The 17,005-nt window shown below is 68.0% G+C and carries 11 protein-coding genes and 1 pseudogene; 11 read left to right on the top strand and 1 reads right to left on the bottom strand.

Features of this window, described 5'->3' with window-relative positions; genetic code table 11:
• Window positions 1-165: 165 nt before the first annotated feature.
• The 11 genes and pseudogenes from ACPRTJ_RS22040 (at window position 166) to ACPRTJ_RS21990 (ending at window position 14,953) form a co-directional block, all read left to right on the top strand.
• Entirely contained in the window at window positions 166-1,311 is a 1,146-nt protein-coding gene (locus tag ACPRTJ_RS22040; protein WP_058540679.1) for an LLM class flavin-dependent oxidoreductase, read from the top strand.
• Window positions 1,308-2,366: an ABC transporter substrate-binding protein gene (locus tag ACPRTJ_RS22035; RefSeq protein ID WP_043862916.1), complete on the top strand. Its 1,059-nt coding sequence runs from the start codon at window positions 1,308-1,310 to the stop codon at window positions 2,364-2,366. The genes ACPRTJ_RS22040 and ACPRTJ_RS22035 overlap by 4 nt, the downstream gene beginning before the upstream one ends.
• A 267-nt stretch (window positions 2,367-2,633) precedes the next feature.
• Window positions 2,634-4,865 (top strand): TonB-dependent receptor, encoded by a 2,232-nt coding sequence (locus ACPRTJ_RS22030; protein WP_426427293.1) that lies wholly within the window; start codon window positions 2,634-2,636, stop codon window positions 4,863-4,865.
• Between the two features lie 60 nt (window positions 4,866-4,925).
• Window positions 4,926-7,385: a TonB-dependent receptor plug domain-containing protein gene (locus tag ACPRTJ_RS22025; RefSeq protein WP_058540677.1), complete on the top strand. Its 2,460-nt coding sequence runs from the start codon at window positions 4,926-4,928 to the stop codon at window positions 7,383-7,385.
• A gap of 129 nt (window positions 7,386-7,514) precedes the next feature.
• Window positions 7,515-8,186 (top strand): annotated as a pseudogene (locus ACPRTJ_RS22020) (HAMP domain-containing protein); the annotation flags it as partial.
• 39 nt (window positions 8,187-8,225) lie between these two features.
• A complete protein-coding gene (locus ACPRTJ_RS22015; RefSeq protein ID WP_370409184.1) occupies window positions 8,226-9,089 on the top strand; it encodes a methyl-accepting chemotaxis protein in 864 nt (287 codons plus the stop codon).
• A gap of 113 nt (window positions 9,090-9,202) precedes the next feature.
• Window positions 9,203-10,255, top strand: a complete 1,053-nt coding sequence (locus ACPRTJ_RS22010; RefSeq protein ID WP_054915374.1) for a tetratricopeptide repeat protein — start codon at window positions 9,203-9,205, stop codon at window positions 10,253-10,255.
• A 117-nt stretch (window positions 10,256-10,372) separates the two neighbouring features.
• Entirely contained in the window at window positions 10,373-12,001 is a 1,629-nt protein-coding gene (locus tag ACPRTJ_RS22005) for a response regulator (RefSeq protein WP_426427292.1), read from the top strand.
• Entirely contained in the window at window positions 11,998-12,780 is a 783-nt protein-coding gene (locus tag ACPRTJ_RS22000; protein WP_426427291.1) for an endonuclease/exonuclease/phosphatase family protein, read from the top strand. The genes ACPRTJ_RS22005 and ACPRTJ_RS22000 overlap by 4 nt, the downstream gene beginning before the upstream one ends.
• Window positions 12,777-13,988 (top strand): cardiolipin synthase ClsB, encoded by a 1,212-nt coding sequence (gene clsB / locus ACPRTJ_RS21995; protein WP_236176897.1) that lies wholly within the window; start codon window positions 12,777-12,779, stop codon window positions 13,986-13,988. The genes ACPRTJ_RS22000 and clsB overlap by 4 nt, the downstream gene beginning before the upstream one ends.
• Window positions 13,985-14,953 (top strand): lysylphosphatidylglycerol synthase domain-containing protein, encoded by a 969-nt coding sequence (locus ACPRTJ_RS21990; RefSeq protein ID WP_058540675.1) that lies wholly within the window; start codon window positions 13,985-13,987, stop codon window positions 14,951-14,953. The genes clsB and ACPRTJ_RS21990 overlap by 4 nt, the downstream gene beginning before the upstream one ends.
• Here the strand turns inward: ACPRTJ_RS21990 and ACPRTJ_RS21985 are convergent.
• Window positions 14,905-16,986, bottom strand: a complete 2,082-nt coding sequence (locus tag ACPRTJ_RS21985; RefSeq protein ID WP_415377882.1) for an ATP-binding protein — start codon at window positions 16,984-16,986, stop codon at window positions 14,905-14,907. The genes ACPRTJ_RS21990 and ACPRTJ_RS21985 overlap by 49 nt on opposite strands.
• Window positions 16,987-17,005 lie beyond the last annotated feature (19 nt).

Raw genomic sequence — 17,005 nt, 5'->3', positions numbered from 1 at the left:
CCCGCTCCCACAGGGGGGCATTGCTCTGGTGCTGCAACCGCCGCACCCACTGCTGCTGCACTGCTGCCCTGGCAGCAGTGCAGTCGCCCACCCCCCGCAAAATCGGGCCCGCACCGCGTGGCATGACGGTTGCACCACCTCTGGCACATTCACCGAGGAACAGCCATGAGCACCGAATTCTTCTGGCGCCTACCCCTGGGCACCGACGGGCCGCAATTGAGCACCGACCGGCACAACCGTGGCAGCTTCAGCCACCAGCACGGCCATATCGCACCCGGCCGGCTGGCAGACGGCCGCCCCGACGGCTTCACCTATATCGACTACATCGCCCAGGTGGCCAAGGCCGCCGAACTGGCCGGCTTCGAAGGCGCCCTGCTGCCCACCGGCCCCGAACCCTGGATCGTGGCCGCCGCACTGGCCCGCGAAACCCGCCGCCTGCGCTTTCTGATCGCCTTCCAGGCCGCCTGGACCCTGCCCGCCTATGCCGCACAGCAGGCCGCCATCCTGCAGCACCTGAGCCACGACCGCCTGGACTGGAACATCATCACCGGCGGCAACCCCGCCAGCCAGCGCGCCCAGGGCGACTTTCTCGACCACGACCAGCGCTACCGGCGCACCGGAGAATTTCTCGACATCATCGACGGCCTGTGGCGCAACGAGCACTTCAGCTACCAGGGCGAGGTCTATCAACTGGACAACGGCGCCCTGCCCGAGCACCTGGGCCATGTGCGCAAGCCGGGGGTGTACTTCTCCGGCTTCTCCGACCCGGCCCTGGACGTGGCTGCACGCCACGCCGATGTGTACCTGAACTGGGCCGAGCCGATCGAGCAGCTCAGGCCGCACATCGAGCGCGTGCGCGAGCTGGCCGACAGGCAGGGCCGCACGGTGCGCTTCGGCCTGCGCGTGGACCTGTTCGCCCGCGAAACCGAAGAGGCGGCCTGGCGCGACCTGCGCCGCCAGTTCGACAGGCTCGACGGCAGGCCCAGCGCCCTCTCCAGCACCTTCAGCACTGCCAGCGACTCGGTCGGCGGCGCCCGCCAGAGCGCCTATCACCAGAACATCCAGCGCTTCGACGACCTGATTCTGGGGCCAAACCTGTGGGCCGGTTTCGCCAAGGCCAAGCCCGGCCCCACCGTGGGCCTGGTGGGCAGCCACCAGAACATCGCCGAACGCCTGGCCGAGTACCGCGACGCCGGCTTCTCGACCTTCATCCTGGCCGGCAACCCGCACCTGGAAGAAGCCCTGCGCATCGGCCAGGAAGTGCTGCCGCTGGTGCAACAACAACCCATCAAGGACCCGATGCCCCTATGACCACCCCTCTCGATACCCTCTGGTACACCCACAGCCCGGTGCCGACCGGCCTTGGCATCGCCGTGCAGACCGGGCGCCTGGCCGAGGCGTTCCAGCCGCTGGGCACCTCGATCCAGTCGCTGCGCGAGTCCAGCGAGCGCGAAGTGCGCGAAGCCCACTACGACCATCACCTGCCCAACTCGGTGCGCCACGGCGGCAACATTCCGGCGATCTGGGCCTACGCCAGCGGCGTGCAGACCCGCGTGCTGGGGCTGAGCTGGGCCGATGAGGTGCAGTTGATCCTGACCACCGAGGACAGCGGCGTGAAAAGCGTGCGCGACCTCAAGAACCGCCGCTTCGGCCTGCCCAAGTGGGCCAACGTGCAGATCGACTTCACCCGCGCCCAGGCCCTGCGCGGGCTGGAAAACGCGCTCAGGCTCGAAGGCCTGGACGTGGCCGATGTTGAGCTGGTGGACTACCCCTACGGCGGCACCCACAGCGACGAGCAGGTCACCCATGTGCATGGCGCCACGGTGACCCTGGGCATGAACCGGGTGAGCCGGCGCAACAACGAACTGATCGGGCTGCTGCGCGGCGATATCGACGCGATTTTCCTCAAGGGGGCCTCGGCCTTGCAACTGGCCCACGAGTTCGGCCTGCGGGTGGTGATCGACACCGGCTCGCACCCCGACCCGCTGATCCGTTCCAACAACGGCACGCCGCGCACCCTGACCGTGGACCTGAACCTGCTGCAACAGCATTTCGGCGCGTGCACGCGCATCGTCGACGTGGTGCTGCGTACCGAGCAGTGGGCCTGGGCCAACCCCGATGAAACCCGGCGCTACCTGGCACGCGAGCTCAACACCAGCGAGTACTGGGTGGCGGCGGCGTATGGCGAGGACGCGCACCGGCGCCTGCGCACCACGCTGGACAGTCGCTCGATCGAGGCGCTGCAGGATTTCACCGATTTTCTGCATCGGTGGCATTTCATTGCGCGGCGCTTCGATGTGCGCGACTGGATCGATTTCAGTGTGCTGGAGGCGGTGATCGGGTCGACGTCGCGGGTGGCCACCTGATTGCCGGGGCTGCTTTGCAGCCCATCGCGGGTCAAGCCCGCTCCCACAGGATTCGCACGGTCCGTGTGGGAGCGGGCTTGACCCGCGATGCAAGGCGCAGCCTTGCCAACCGGTTGCTGCTGCAGCAGCAGGCATTCCACAGCCCCCTGCTGCACCACTAGCAACCCACCCCGAAACACCCGATAAAACCCATGTAAATCAACAGCTTGAAAACATGGCACAAACCCTGCTCTAGCCCCGTATCAGCCACACTCGGGGAGCCACACCATGCATCAGCTTCATCCACTGGCCAAGGGCATCGGCCTGGGCCTGCTGCTCGCAGGCACCAGCACCGCCCACGCCGACGACAACACCACGCCGGCACTCAAGACCGTCACCGTCACCGCACAACACCGCGAAGAAACCCTGCAGGAAGTGCCGGTGGCGGTCAGCGCGGTCCAGGGCACCAGTATCACCGCCGACGGCGTGCGCGCCATGGGCGACATCACCACCTTCATCCCCAACGCCTCGGCCAAGAACCCCGATGGCGATGGCCGCCCGCGCTGGTACATCCGCGGCCTGGGCACCGGCGACACCGGCGCCGCCACGGTCTACCCGGTGGGCATCTATGCCGACGACGTCTACCTCAACGCCCCCGTCGCCGGCGGCGGCCCGCTGTTCGACCTGGAGCGCATCGAGGTGCTGCGCGGCCCTCAGGGCACCCTGTACGGCAAGAACACCACGGCGGGGGCAGTCAACGTGATCTCGAAAAAGCCCACCTTCGACACCGACGGCTTCGGCACCATCGGCTTTGGCAGCAAGAACGAACGCATCCTCAACGGCGCCCTGGGCGGCACCCTGGTGGACGAACGCCTGGCCGGCCGGGTGTCGCTGTATTCCGAGGAGCGCGACGGCTTCACCCACAACCTGACCAACGACCAGACCTATGGCGACGTCAACAAGAAGGCCGTACGCGTACAGTTTCTGGCCAGGCTCAACCCGGACCTGGAGGCGCTGTGGAAGCTCCACGGGCGCCAGTTCAAGGGCGATGGCAGCAGCGGTTCGCTGCCGCTGGGCACCTATTACAACGTCGGCTACCAGCGCCCCCAGGGGCGGCGCATCGAGCTGAACGTGGACGAGCACTCCAAACTCGACCACGACGGCACCTCGCTGACCCTGAACTGGGACATCGGCGACTACCGGCTGACCTCCATCACCGCCTACGACTCTATCCGCCAGCAGTCGCTGACCGACGCCGACTACACCCCCTACGAGGTCAACGGCGCGAGCGACACCGACAACCGCTACGACCAGTACTCGCAGGAATTTCGCCTGGCCTCCCCGCAGCAGGAAACCCTGCGCTGGATGCTCGGCACCCATTACTTTCACGAAACCCTCGACAGCACCGACCGGCGTTTCGTGACCCCGGGCCCGACGCCCAACGGCACCGGCTCCAACCAGATCGGCGGGGTCGACCTGAGCAGCCTCGACTACACCCACAAGACCGACAGCTACGCGCTGTTCGGCAACCTGGCCTATGACCTGAGCGACAACTTCACCGTGACCGGCGGGCTGCGCTGGACCACCGAGAAAAAGAGCATCGACCTGGACCTGGCCCAGCTCACCCGCACCAGCGCCAACGGCCCGCTGGTGCCGCTGGGCGCTGCGGGCGCCAACGGCAACCGCGACGAGAGCAAGCGCTGGGACGCCTGGACCTACGATGTGACGCCCGAGTACCGCATCAACGACAACCTGCGGGTGTTCTTTCGCTATGCCCACGGCTTTCGCTCCGGCGGCTTCAACACCGGCCTGTCGAGCAACCTGGCGCAGCTGACCACGGTCGACCCGGAACAGCTCGATGCCTACGAGCTGGGCCTGAAATCGGAGTGGTTCGACCACCGCCTGACGGTCAACGCCAACCTGTTCTACTACGACTACCAGGACATCCAGGTCAACCTGCTGACGGTCAACAGCGGCGTGCTCACCACCGCGCTCACCAACGGTGCCAAGGGCAAGGTCAAGGGCGCGGAGCTGGAGATCGAGGGCCAGCCCACCGACTACCTGCACCTGCGCGCGGCGGTGTCGTTCCTGGACACCGAGTACACCGACTTCAAGAACGTCAACCCCACCACCGGCGAAGTGACCGCCGACTACAGCGGCAACAGCTTCGTGCGCTCGCCGCGCAACGTGGTGTCGCTGGGCGCCGACTACACCATCCCGCTGGCGATCGGCGGCAAGCTGGTGGCCGGCGCCGACGTGAGTTTTCGCGACAAGGAGTACTTTCTGGCCAACCGCCAGAGCAGCGCCGAGCCGACCCTCAGCCAGCCCCACTACACCCTGGCCAACAGCCGCCTGACCTGGTTCAGCGCGGATGAAAAGCTCAGCGTGACCGGCTTCGTCAACAACCTCACCGACCGCCGCTACCAGGTGCACGGCCGGCCCAACGGCCCCCAGGGCCAGTACGTGCTGACCTACGGCGACCCGCGCACGGTCGGCCTCAGCGTCACCAGCCGATTCTGATCGAACGCGCCGGCGGCAGGCTGCCGGCGCACTTCAACTGCCTTGCAAGGAGTACACCCCATGTTGCGTCCCACCCCCTTGGCCGGCGCCATCGCGCTGGTCATCGGCAGCGTTGCCGTGCCCGAATGCTCTGCCCAGGCCGCACCCGGCGCGGATGACAAGCTCGATACCGTGGTCGTGGTCGGCACCCGCCGCAGCGACGTCACCGCGCTGCAAAGCGCAGCCCCGGTGGATGTGCTGAGCGCCGAGAAGCTGCAGGACACCGGCGCCAGCGACCTGTCCGGTGCGCTGACCGCCCTGTCGCCCTCGTTCAGCTTCCCGCAGTCGCCCCAGGGCGCGTTCGCCGGCTCCATCGCCCAGGGCGCCTCGCTGCGCGGCCTGGCGTCGGACCAGGTGCTGGTGCTGGTCAACGGCAAGCGCCGCCATACCAGCGCCAACGTGACCCGCCAGGGCCTGGCCAACGGGCGTGGCGCAGCGGCCGTGGACCTGAGCCTGATCCCGCTCAGCGCGGTGTCGCGGGTGGAGATCCTGCGCGACGGCGCCGCCGCCCAGTACGGCTCGGACGCCATCGCCGGGGTGATCAACATCGTGCTCAAGGAGAACGACGACGGCGGCAACGTGGGCTATCGCTTCGGCGGCTACGACAAGGGCGACGGCCTGCAGCGCAAGCTCAGCGGCTGGAAGGGCCTGGCCCTGCCCAACGATGGCTTCCTGACCCTGAGCTTCGATGCCGGCAGCCAGGACCCGGCCAGCGACACCAACCCCGACAACCGGATCTTCTACCCCGGCAGCACCAGCACCGATACCCCGCGCGAGCAGAACAACCGCTACCGCACCTGGCGCTGGGGCTCGGGCAATGTCTCGGACCAGTACAACCTGGTGGCCAACAGCGAAATCGGCCTGGGCGAAGGGCTGACCGCCTATGGCTTTGCCACCTATGCGCACAAGAACACCGACGCCGACGGCTTCTTCGACCCGCCCACCACCCTGGCCCGCAACTACGGCAGCGATGCGCTGCGCCGCTACCCGGACGGGCGCCTGCCGGTCACCCGCTACAACCTGCAAGACTATGCCGTGACCGGCGGCCTGCGCTGGGAGGACGAAACCCTGGGCACGTTCGACCTGGCAGCCAACTACGGCAACGACACGTTGAAGTCCACCGACCGCAACGCCATCAACCCCAGCTGGGGCACGGCCAGCCCGTCGAGCATCTACACCGGCGAGCGCGAGAACCAACAGACCAACCTGACCCTGGACTGGGTGCGCGACTTCCCCACCGACCTGCTGGCCAGGCCGCTGACCCTGTCGGCGGGCCTGGCCTGGCGCAAGGAGAACTACCACCTGGGCGCCGGCGAGGCGGCCGGCTGGCAGAACGGGCCGCTGTTCGGCAGCCTGGACCCGGTCAGCGGGCGGCCGATCCCCGGTTACTACTCGGGCATCACCAACGTCGATGCCGCGTCGCTGGAGCGCAAGGTGTTCGGCGCCTATGTCGACCTCGAAGGGCAGCTCACCGACAAGTTCCAGGCCGGCGTGGCGCTGCGCTCGGAGCATTACTCGGACTTTGGCGACACCACCAACGGCAAGCTGTCGCTGCGCTACGACTTCACCCCGCAGATCGCCGCACGCGGCAGCCTCAGCACCGGCTACCGCGCCCCTTCGCTGGTGCAGAGCGGGCTGTCCTCGTTCAGCGTGCAGGTGGTGGAGCAGCCACCTGGCAGCGGCAACTGGGTCGAGGTGCAGCAGCGCACCCTGCGTGCCGACAGCCCCGAGGCCGCGCTGCTGGGCGGGCGCGCGCTCAAGCCCGAAGAGTCGACCAACTACTCCCTGGGCCTGGTGTGGCGCCCGCTGGCCAACGCCTCGGTGACCGTGGACGCCTACCGCATCGACATCGACAACCGCATCACCCTGTCCGACCAGTTGCCGGCCAGCGTGGTGGGGCCGATCTTCGCCGGTACGCCGTATGCCAACATCCAGAGTGCGGCGTTCTATACCAACATTGCCGACACCCGCACCGACGGCATCGAGCTGGCCGGCCAGTACCAGTGGGACCTGGCGCAGTACGGCCGGCTGGACCTGAACGCCGGCTTCGCCAAGACCCGCACGCGCATCACCGAACTGCGCGATGCCGGCGGCATTGCCGGCAACCAGATCGTCGGGCGCGCCACCCAGGGCCTGATCGAGCACGGCACCCCCGACACCAAGCTGACCCTCAGCGCCAATTGGCTGTACCAGAACTGGGGCGTGACCCTGACCCAGCGCCGCTACGGTGAATGGCAGAGCCTCAATGCCAGCAACCCTGACCTGGACCAGACCTTCAGCGCGCAGTGGATCACCGACCTGGACCTGAGCTACCGCTTCGACCAGGGGCTGAAGGTCTCGGTGGGTGCGATCAACCTGTTCGACAGCCACCCCGACAAACTCGAAGGCCAGACCCTGTACGGGGTGCAGAAGTACTCGATCACCTCGCCCGAGGGCGCCCAGGGCGCGTTCTACTACACCAGCCTGAGTTACGACTTCTGAATTTTGTCCGACAATAAAATTGAGCTGGATCAACGTTTGGCGTGATGTATGGCACTTGGCCTTCATCCACTGCGACAGCGCTTCTATAGTGTGGCGGGAACCACGTTCCCCCCACTCTAAGGAGCGTTCATGCTGCGCGTACTTTCACTGGAAAACCTCACCGTCACCCGCAAACTGGCACTGGGCTTCGGGCTGATGCTGGCCCTGGCGGTGTGGTTGGCCGCCACCGGCCTCAAGGGGTTGCACAACGACAAGACTTCGTTCGAGCGGATCAACCGACTGAGCACCCTGTTCGACGAAACGGTGTTTGCCCGCGAGGCCAACTACCAGTACGCGCTGGCGCCCCAGGCCGCCCACCTGGACACCCACCAGACCCACCAGCAGGCCTTGCACAGCGCACTGAACGCGGTGCTCGAGGACGTGCAGCGCGGCGCCTGGCCCGCCGAAGACCTGCAGACCGTGCAGCAACTGGCCGACGGCCTGCAGGGCTACATCACCACCCACCAGGCCGCCCTGGCCCTGGACCCGCCCGACAGCGCCCGGGTGGTGCAGGCCAATGCCCTGCTGGCCGACCTGCAGGGCAGCATCAACGTGCTGTACAAGAAGGAAGAGGAGCGCGCTGCCGCCAGCGTGGCCACGGTGGTCTCGATTCTGCTGGGCGTGACCGTCGCGACCCTGGTGCTGGGCACCCTGATCGCCTGGCTGATCGGCCGGCAGATCGTACGCCCGCTGCGCCAGAGCCTGGAGGCGGCCGAGCGCATCGCCCACGGCGACCTCACCGTGCAGCTGGACAGCCATCGGCGAGACGAACTGGGCCAGCTGCTGCGCGCCATCGGCGACATGAGCCAGCGTCTGCGCGAGGTGATCACGCGCATTGGTCACGGCTCCTCGCAACTGGCGGTATCGGCCAGCCAGCTGGCCACCATCACCACCCAGACCCAGGCCGGCACCGACAGCCAGCGCAGCGACACCGACCGGGTCGCCACCGCCATGAACCAGATGACCTCGATGGTGCAGGCCGTGGCACGCAACTCCGAAGACGCAGCCCAGGCGGCCCGCCAGGCCGACGAGGAAGCCAGCGGCGCCTCGGGCATCTCGCGCAATGCCATCGTGCAGATCGAGGCGCTGGCCGGCGAGGTCGGGGTGTCGGCCGAGTCGATGAGCCGCCTGCACCAGGAAATCGACCGTATCGCCAGCGTGCTCGGGGTGATCAAGGCCGTGGCCGGGCAGACCAACCTGCTGGCGCTCAATGCCGCCATCGAGGCGGCACGTGCCGGCGAGGCCGGGCGCGGCTTCGCAGTGGTGGCCGACGAGGTGCGCAGCCTGGCCCAGCGTACCCAGCAGTCTTCCGAGGAGATCGAGCACCTGATCGGCGAGTTGCAGCGCATTGCCAACGAGAGTACGCAGATCATGCAGTCCAGCGTGGAGCAGACCCAGTCGACCGTGACCGGGGTGCGCAACACCGGCGATGCGCTGGCGGCGATCACCCGGCAGGTCTCGGACATCCAGCAGATGAGCCTGCGCATCGCCAGCGCCGCCGAAGAACAGACCACGGTGGTCGAGGAAATCACCCGCAACGTGCTGCATGTGCGCGAAACCGCCGACCAGTCGGCACTGGCCAGCAGCGAGATCGCCAGCTCCAGCGTCGAACTGGCGCGCCTGGGCAGCGACCTGCAGAGCCTGGTGGTGCATTTTCGCACCTGACGGCTCGCGGCACGGGCTGCGGCGCAGGGCGCGGGCAGGTGAAGGGGGAAAACGGATTGACTCCGTTTCCTGGCTGACCCAAGCTTGCCCCACCCCGCCTGCCCGGATGCCGCATGTCAAAACCGCGCCTCTATACACTGCTCAGCCTGCTCGTGCTGCTCGTCATCGGGCTGGGCTACGGCTGGCTGGGTGACGCCCCGGCCCCCGCGCCGGCCCCCAGCCATGGCTACACCAAGGCGCTGACCATGGCCCATGAAGGGCAGCCGGGGGCGGCGCGGGTGCTGTACCAGCAACTGGCGCGCGCCGACCTGTCGGGCATTCGCCGCGCCAGCCTGCATGCCGAGCTGCCCAACTACCCTTCGCCGCTGGCGCTGAAGCTGGCCGACCAGGACCTGAGCCACGACGACCCGCTGGTGCGCCGCGCGGCGATCGCCAGCATCAGCGCGCTGGTGCCGGCGCCGCAGCGCAGCGTGCTGCTGGGGCCGATGCTCGAAGACCCCGAGCAGAGCGTGCGCTTTGCCGCGGTCGATGCGCTGCTGGGGCTGGGCCCGGACGATGTCGGCCTGTACTACGGCCCGCTGCAGCAGGCACTGGAGCAGTACCAGCAGGCCTTGCTCAAGCAGCTCGACGATGCCGCCGCCCAGGTGCACCTGGCCCGGCTGTACGTGCACGAGGGCCATGACGACGAGGCGGCGCAGGCACTGGAGCGAGCGCTGGCGCTGGCCCCCGACGACCTCGAGGCACTGGCGGCCAAGGTGCGCCTGCTCGACAGCCAGGGCCACGCCGATGCCTCCCGCGAGCTGCTGGCCCAGGCGCTCAAGCGCCACCCAGACTCGGCCTTCCTGCAACACGAGCTGGGCCTGTGGCTGATGCGCCACGACCAGCACGAATACGCGCTGCTGGCGTTCGACCGGGCCCTGGCGCTGGACCCGGACAACGCCGAGTATCGCTATACCCTGGCGTTGACCCTGCACAGCCTGGAGCAGGTCGAGGTGGCGCAGAAGCAGCTCGAAACCCTGCTCGCCCGCCAGCCGGCCAACCGCAAGGCGCGGGTGCTGCTGATCGGCTACTGGAAAGAGACCGGCCAGCTGCAGAACGTGCAGGTGCTGCTGGCCCAGCTGGAGCAGCAGAACCCGGACGATCCGCTGGTGCAGCAAGGCCTCTGAGGCCCCTCGTCCGGGCTCCCGCAAGCGTTTTGAACCCCGCCGAAAGTGGCGTGTCCAGTGATAGTGCATGGATAAAAAGGCAATCGCCTGGCTGTGCGTTATCAAAGGAGATCGCCCGTGAACAATTCGGTGCCAAACGGCGAACGCGCACTGATACTTGCCCCGCCCACCCTCAGCCGCCTGGCGCTGAACCTGTTCGACGAAGCCGGCATACAGGCGCTGGCCACCCGCGACCTGGACGAGATGGCCGATGCCCTGGGCCAGGGCGCGGGGCTGGCCATCATCGCCGACGAGTCCCTGGGCGGCTTCGTGCAGTCGCCCGTGCACAACTACCTGCGTACCCAGCCCGTCTGGTCGGACCTGCCGGTGGTGCTGCTGACCAGCCCGGCCCGGGCGCCGGACGCCGACCTGCACACGGCGCTGGGCAACCTGTTCCTGCTGGCATGCCCGTTCCAGCCCAGCGGCCTGCTGGCCCTGACCCACGCTTCGCTGCGCGCGCGCCGTCGCCAGTACCAGGCCCAGTACAGCGCGGCCCGCCTGCAGGACCTGGAGCAGCGGGTGGAAGAGCAACTGCGCCACCTGCGCGAAGACGAACAACAGCTGCGCCACACGCAGAAGATGGAAGCCATCGGCCAGTTGGCCGGCGGTGTGGCCCACGACTTCAACAACCTGCTTACCGGCATCGGCGGCAGCGTGGAGCTGATCCGCCGGCGCCTTGCCCAGGGCCGCCAGGAAGACCTGCCCAAGCTTATCGACATGAGCCTGGGGGCGGTGCAGCGCGCCGCCAGCATGACCCATCGGCTGCTGGCATTCTCCAGCCGTCAGCCGCTGGATGCGGGCCCGGTCAGCCTGGCCAGCCTGCTGGACGGCGACCAGCTGCGCGCCCTGCTGACCCCGCAGATCGACCTGCAGGTCAGCCTCGACGCCGACCTGTGGCACATCGAGGTGGACGCGCAGCAGTTGCGCGAAGCCATCGACAACCTGCTGAGCAACGCCCGTGATGCCATGCCCAACGGCGGTGAGCTGCGCATCCACGCCGGCAACCGTCGCCAGGGCAAGCCGTTGCCTGGCGGGCATCCGCTGGCCAGCGGCGACTATGTACTGTTGAGCGTGCACGACAACGGCTGCGGCATGCCGCAAAGCAGCGTGGACCGCGCCTTCGACCCCTTCTTCACCACCAAGCCCATCGGCCAGGGCACCGGGCTGGGCCTGTCGATGGTGTATGGCTTCAGTCGCCAGTCACAGGGGCACGTGGCGCTGTACAGCAGCATCGGCCATGGCACCCAGGTCGAGCTCTACCTGCCGCGTCATGTGGGGGATGTACAGGGCGCGCCAGCGCCCGCCCCCGGCCCGCCGCCAGAGGCCAATGGCAGCAACCGCGTGCTGATCGTGGAGGACGACCACACGGTGCGCCAGCTGGTCCACGAGACCCTCGCCGAGCAGGGCTACCAGTGCTGCGAGGTGGCCGACGCCAGCCTGGCACTGTCGGTTCTGCGCTCCGACCGGCCGATCGACCTGCTGATCAGCGATGTGGGGCTGCCGGGGATGAACGGGCGCCAGCTGGCGGAGATCGCGCGCAAGCTGCGCCCGGGGCTGAAGGTGCTGTTCATCACCGGCTACGCCGAAAACGCCACCTCGTGCCGGGGCTTTCTCGACCCGGGCATGCAGATGATCAACAAGCCATTCAAGTTCACCCAGCTGACGCGCAAGGTGGCGCAGATGCTCGGCCCGGGCAACGCCCCATGAGCCTGCCCCAGCCCCCGCCGGTGGCCGGCCGGCAGATCACCGAGCACGCCGTGCGGGTGCTTACGGTGAATGTGCACAAGGGCTTCAGCGCGTTCAACCGGCGTTATGTGCTGCCCGAGCTACGCGAGGCCGTGCGCAGCCAGGACGCCGACCTGGTGTTTCTGCAGGAGGTGCTGGGCAGCCACCGTGGCCATGCCAGCCGCCACCCGGACTGGTCCCACGTGCCGCAGTACGAGTTCCTGGCCGACAGCCTGTGGCCGCAGTACGCCTACGGGCGCAACGCTGTGTACCCGGACGGCGAGCACGGCAATGCGCTGCTGTCCAAGTTCGCCATCCGGCATTACGAAAACCTCGATGTGAGCGTGACCGGCAGCGAGCGCCGCGGCCTGCTCCACGCCGTGCTCGATGTACCCGGCCAGCGCCCGCTGCATACCGTGTGTGCGCACCTGGGGCTGGATGAGCGCCAGCGCGTCAAGCAGTTGCGCCTGCTGTGCCGGCTGCTGGACAGCCTGCCCGTCGAGGCGCCGGTGATCGTGGCGGGCGACTTCAATGACTGGCGCCAGCGCGCCGACCAGCACCTGGCCGGCTGCGGCCTGGTGGAGGTGTTCACCCAGGCCCACGGGCGCCCCGCACGCAGCTTTCCGGCGCGCTGGCCGCTGCTGTGCCTGGACCGTATCTATGTGCGCAACGCCCAGGCCCGGCAACCCCGGGTGATGGGGCGCAAACCCTGGTCGCACCTGTCAGACCACTTGCCGCTGTTCGTGGAGGTACTGCTATGAAGGCCGACTGGCGCGAGGATAACGAGGTGCAATTGCTGATCAATGGCGAGGCGTACTTCCCGGCCGCCTTCGAGGCGATTGCCAATGCCAGGGAGCAGGTGCTGCTGGAGACCTTCATCATTTTCGAAGACAAGGTCGGCAAGCAGCTGCAACAGGTATTGATCGAGGCAGCGCAACGCGGCGTGCAGGTGGAGGTGCTGGTGGACGGTTATGGCACCGCCGACCTGAGCAGCGCCTTTCTGCTGGCGCTGAGCCAGGCCGGAGTGCACCTGCAGGCGTTCGACCCGAGCCCGCGGCGGCTGGGGCTGCGCACCAACCTGTTCCGCCGCCTGCACCGCAAGATCCTGGTGATCGACGGGCACACTGCCTTTGTCGGTGGAATCAACTACAGCGCCGACCACCTGGCCGACTTCGGGCCGATGGCCAAGCAGGACTACGCCGTGCGGGTACGGGGGCCGATCGTGGCCGACCTGCAGCAGGCCACCCTGACCCTGCTCGACGCCCAGCGCGCCCGCCCTGTGCGGCCCCGGGGCTGGTGGCGCCGGGCACCGCCGATCAGTGCCGACAGCGTGCAGGCGCGCATGTGCCTGTGCATCCGCGACAACGCCGAGCACCCCACCGACATCGAGCAGCACTACATGCGCGCCATCGTCACCGCGCGCGAACGGATCATCATCGCCAATGCGTACTTCTTCCCCGGCTACCGGATGCTGCGGGCCCTGCGCAATGCGGCCCGGCGTGGCGTGGACGTCACCCTGATCCTGCAGGGCATGCCCGACATGCCGCTGGTGCGGCTGTGCTCGCGCATGCTCTACAACTACCTGCTGCGCGACGGCGTGCGCATTCACGAGTACTGCGAGCGCCCGCTGCACGGCAAGGTCGCGGTGGTGGACCGCGAGTGGTCCACGGTGGGGTCGAGCAACCTCGACCCGCTGAGCCTGTCGCTGAACCTCGAGGCCAACCTGGTGATCCGCGACCAGGCCTTCAACCAGCTGCTGGGCGAGCACCTGCAGGCGCTGGCCCACAGCCAATGCAAGCCGGTGACCCTGCAACGGGTGCTGCGCGGCTACTGGTGGCGCGCACCGCTGATCTTCATGGCGTTCCACTTCACCCGCCTGTTCCCGGCCATCGTCGGCTGGCTGCCTGCGCACCAGCCCCGGCTCAAGCCGCTGCAGCCGCCAGCGGCGCTCCAGGAGCCACTGTCATGAAGCTTTCCGGCACACACTGGCAATGGGCGCGCCGGGCCCTGACCCTGGCGTTCTTCATCCTGATACCGACATTGCTGTTCATGTTGCTGCGCAACCAGGACTGGGGCGAGGTGCGTCACGCCCTGGTGTCCTATCCGCCCGGGGTGTTGCTGCTGGGCGGGGCGATTGCGGCGTGCAGCTTCGTGCTGTTCAGCTGCTATGACCTGCTGGGGCGGCGCTACACCGGCCACCAGCTGCCGGCGCGCCAGGTCGTGCCGCTGGCCTTCGTGTGCTACGCGTTCAACCTGAACCTGAGTGCCTGGGTGGGCGGGGTTGCCCTGCGCTATCGCCTGTATTCGCGCCTGGGGCTGGATGTACCGACCATCAGCCGCCTGCTCGGGCTGGGCCTGGTGACCAACTGGCTGGGCTACCTGCTGGTGGCCGGCAGCCTGTTCGCCTGTGGCCTGCCGCGCCTGCCGGCGGGGATGGAGATCGGCACCGGCGGGCTGCGCGTGATCGGCGTGCTGATGCTGCTGGCCGCTGCGGCCTACCTGGGCGCCTGCGCGTTCGCCAGGCGCCGCAGCTGGCAGGTGCGCGGGCAGGTGCTCACGCTGCCGGGTATCCGCCTGGCACTGCTGCAGGCCGTCATGGGGGCATGCAACTGGCTGCTGATGGGGCTGGTGATCTACACCCTGCTGCCGGACAAGGTGGGCTACCCGAGCATCGTCGGGGTGTTGATGATCAGCAGCATTGCCGGGGTGATCACGCATATTCCGGCAGGCCTGGGGGTGCTGGAGACGGTGTTCATCACCCTGCTGCAGGGCCAGTACGCCAAGGGCACCCTGCTGGCGGCGCTGATTGCCTACCGCGTACTGTACTTTCTGCTGCCGCTGCTGGTGGCCTGCGTCGTCTACCTGCTGCTGGAGCGCGTGGCCAGTCAGGGCGCCGGCGTGCCGGCCCCCGGCCCGCGCGACTCGGCGCGCTGAAGCATGGCCTTGACCTTGCGCTGCAGGCGGTCCAGCGGGAACGGCTTGGTCAGCAGTTCCACCCCCGCCTCGAGGGTGTCACGCTGGGCGATGGCTTCGTCGGTGTAGCCGGTGATGAACAGTATGTTCTGCTGCGGGTTGTGCCGGCGCACCTCGCTGGCCACCTGGCGCCCACTGAAACCGCCGGGCAGGCCGATGTCGGTGATCAGCAGGTCGACCGGCGGGCCGGCCAGGCACGCCGCCAGGCCTGAACGGCCATCCACGGCCTCGATCACGTCGTAGCCTTCCTGTTGCAGCACCTCCTTGATCAGCATGCGCAGGGTCGGTTCGTCATCGATCAGCAGGATCCGCCCCTTGCCCGGCACGCTGGCCTTGGCCGGCACCGGTACGCTGGCCGCAGACTGGCCGTCGGCGCCACAGTAGCGTGGCAGCACCAGCCTGATGCGGGTGCCGCCGGTATCGGACGCCTCGATCCACACCCGCCCGCCCGACTGACGCACGAAACCGTACACCATCGACAGGCCCAGGCCGGTGCCCTGGCCCACGGGCTTGGTGGTGAAGAAGGGTTCGAAGGCGCGCTCCATCACCTGGGGGCTCATGCCCTGGCCGTCGTCCTCGACCGTCAGCGAGCAGTAGTCGCCAGGGGGCAGGCCGTCCCTGCCTGCGACCCGGGCATCGTAGCGTTCATTGCCGGTACTGATGGTCAGGCGCCCGCCGGCGCGCATCGCATCGCGTGCGTTGATGCACAGGTTGAGCAAGGCGTTTTCCAGCTGGTTGGCGTCCACCAGGGTGCGCCACAGCTGCGGCTCGACCTTCAGCTGCAGGGCGATGTCCGGGCCCAGGGTCTGGCGGATCAGGGCGTCCATGCCGTGCACCAGGGCATTGAGGTCTGCCGGGCGCGGGTCGAGGGGCTGGCGCCGGGCGAATGCCAGCAGGCGGTGGGTGAGCACCGCCGCGCGCTGGGACGCCTCCTTGGCGGCGGCGATGTAGCGATCCAGGCCGTCCAGCTGGCCACTGCCGATACGCCGCTCGATCATTTCCAGGCTGCCGCTGATGCCGGTCAGCAGGTTGTTGAAGTCGTGCGCCATGCCGGCGGTCAACTGGCCCACGGCATCCATCTTCTGGCTCTGGCGCAGCAGTTCCTCGGCTTGCACCAGGGCCGCGGCGCGCTCCTGGTCCAGGGTGATGTCGTGGCCGATGGCGGTATAGATGCCGGTGCTGGGCACGATCGACCAGTTGAACCAGCGGTAATGGCCGTCGCGGTGACGGTAGCGGCACTTGAAGCCCTGCACGGTCTGCCCGGCCCGCAGTTGCTGGTGCACCGCTTCGATGCCCGGCCGGTCGTCGACATGGCACAGCTCCAGCACCGGCCTGCCGATGAACGAATCGTCCCAGCCCAGCAGCTCGCGACCGCAGGCATTGATGGCGTAGATCTGCAGGTCTTCGCGCACCAGCATCATGATGTCGCTGGACAGCTCCCAGATGCGCTCGTGGTCTGCGGTCTGCTCCATGATCTTCTGTTCGAAGGCATCGGCGCGTTCGCGCCACACCTGCTCGTTTCTGACCGTCTCGGTGGTTTCGAACACGGTGTTCAGAAAGCCCGCCACCTGGCCGGACTCGTCGCGCACCGGGCTGTAGCAGAAGGTGAAGTACGCCCGCTCCACGTCCCCGTTGCGGTCGGTATCGAGCGCGAAGTTTTCCATGAACACCGCTTCGCCGGCGTAGGCCCGCTGCGCCAGGGCGCTGATATCGTCCCACACGTCGCTCCAGATCACGCTCAGCGGCTTGCCCAGCGGCGCCGGCTTGGCGCCGAGCAAGGGCACGAACGCGTCGTTGTGGATGCTGATCAGCTCGGGGCCCCACACCAGGCAACCCGGAAACTTGGAAGCCAGCAGCATGTCCACGGCGATGCGCAGCGAAGCCTGCCATTGCGGCGCCGGCCCCAGGGCGGTGCGGCTCCAGTCGAACTGGCGTACCGCATCGCTCATGCCGCCCGACAGGTTCGGGGCCGCTTCAGAGTGGGGGGTGTGCATGATCGGGTGCGCTTCCTTG

The organism is Pseudomonas palmensis (assembly GCF_049942755.1).
Taxonomy (GTDB): Bacteria; Pseudomonadota; Gammaproteobacteria; order Pseudomonadales; family Pseudomonadaceae; genus Aquipseudomonas; species Aquipseudomonas palmensis.
Note: the sequence above shows the minus strand (reverse complement) of the source record. Positions and strands in the feature narration are given on the sequence as shown.

Bases quoted from the DNA above. Each gene is read 5' to 3' on its own strand.
- ACPRTJ_RS22040 (WP_058540679.1), top strand. From the start codon at position 166: ATGAGCACCGAATTCTTCTGGCGCCTACCCCTGGGCACCGACGGGCCG.
- ACPRTJ_RS22035 (WP_043862916.1), top strand. From the start codon at position 1,308: ATGACCACCCCTCTCGATACCCTCTGGTACACCCACAGCCCGGTGCCG.
- ACPRTJ_RS22030 (WP_426427293.1), top strand. From the start codon at position 2,634: ATGCATCAGCTTCATCCACTGGCCAAGGGCATCGGCCTGGGCCTGCTG.
- ACPRTJ_RS22025 (WP_058540677.1), top strand. From the start codon at position 4,926: ATGTTGCGTCCCACCCCCTTGGCCGGCGCCATCGCGCTGGTCATCGGC.
- ACPRTJ_RS22015 (WP_370409184.1), top strand. From the start codon at position 8,226: ATGAGCCAGCGTCTGCGCGAGGTGATCACGCGCATTGGTCACGGCTCC.
- ACPRTJ_RS22010 (WP_054915374.1), top strand. From the start codon at position 9,203: ATGTCAAAACCGCGCCTCTATACACTGCTCAGCCTGCTCGTGCTGCTC.
- ACPRTJ_RS22000 (WP_426427291.1), top strand. From the start codon at position 11,998: ATGAGCCTGCCCCAGCCCCCGCCGGTGGCCGGCCGGCAGATCACCGAG.
- clsB (WP_236176897.1), top strand. From the start codon at position 12,777: ATGAAGGCCGACTGGCGCGAGGATAACGAGGTGCAATTGCTGATCAAT.
- ACPRTJ_RS21990 (WP_058540675.1), top strand. From the start codon at position 13,985: ATGAAGCTTTCCGGCACACACTGGCAATGGGCGCGCCGGGCCCTGACC.
- ACPRTJ_RS21985 (WP_415377882.1), bottom strand. From the start codon at position 16,986: ATGCACACCCCCCACTCTGAAGCGGCCCCGAACCTGTCGGGCGGCATG.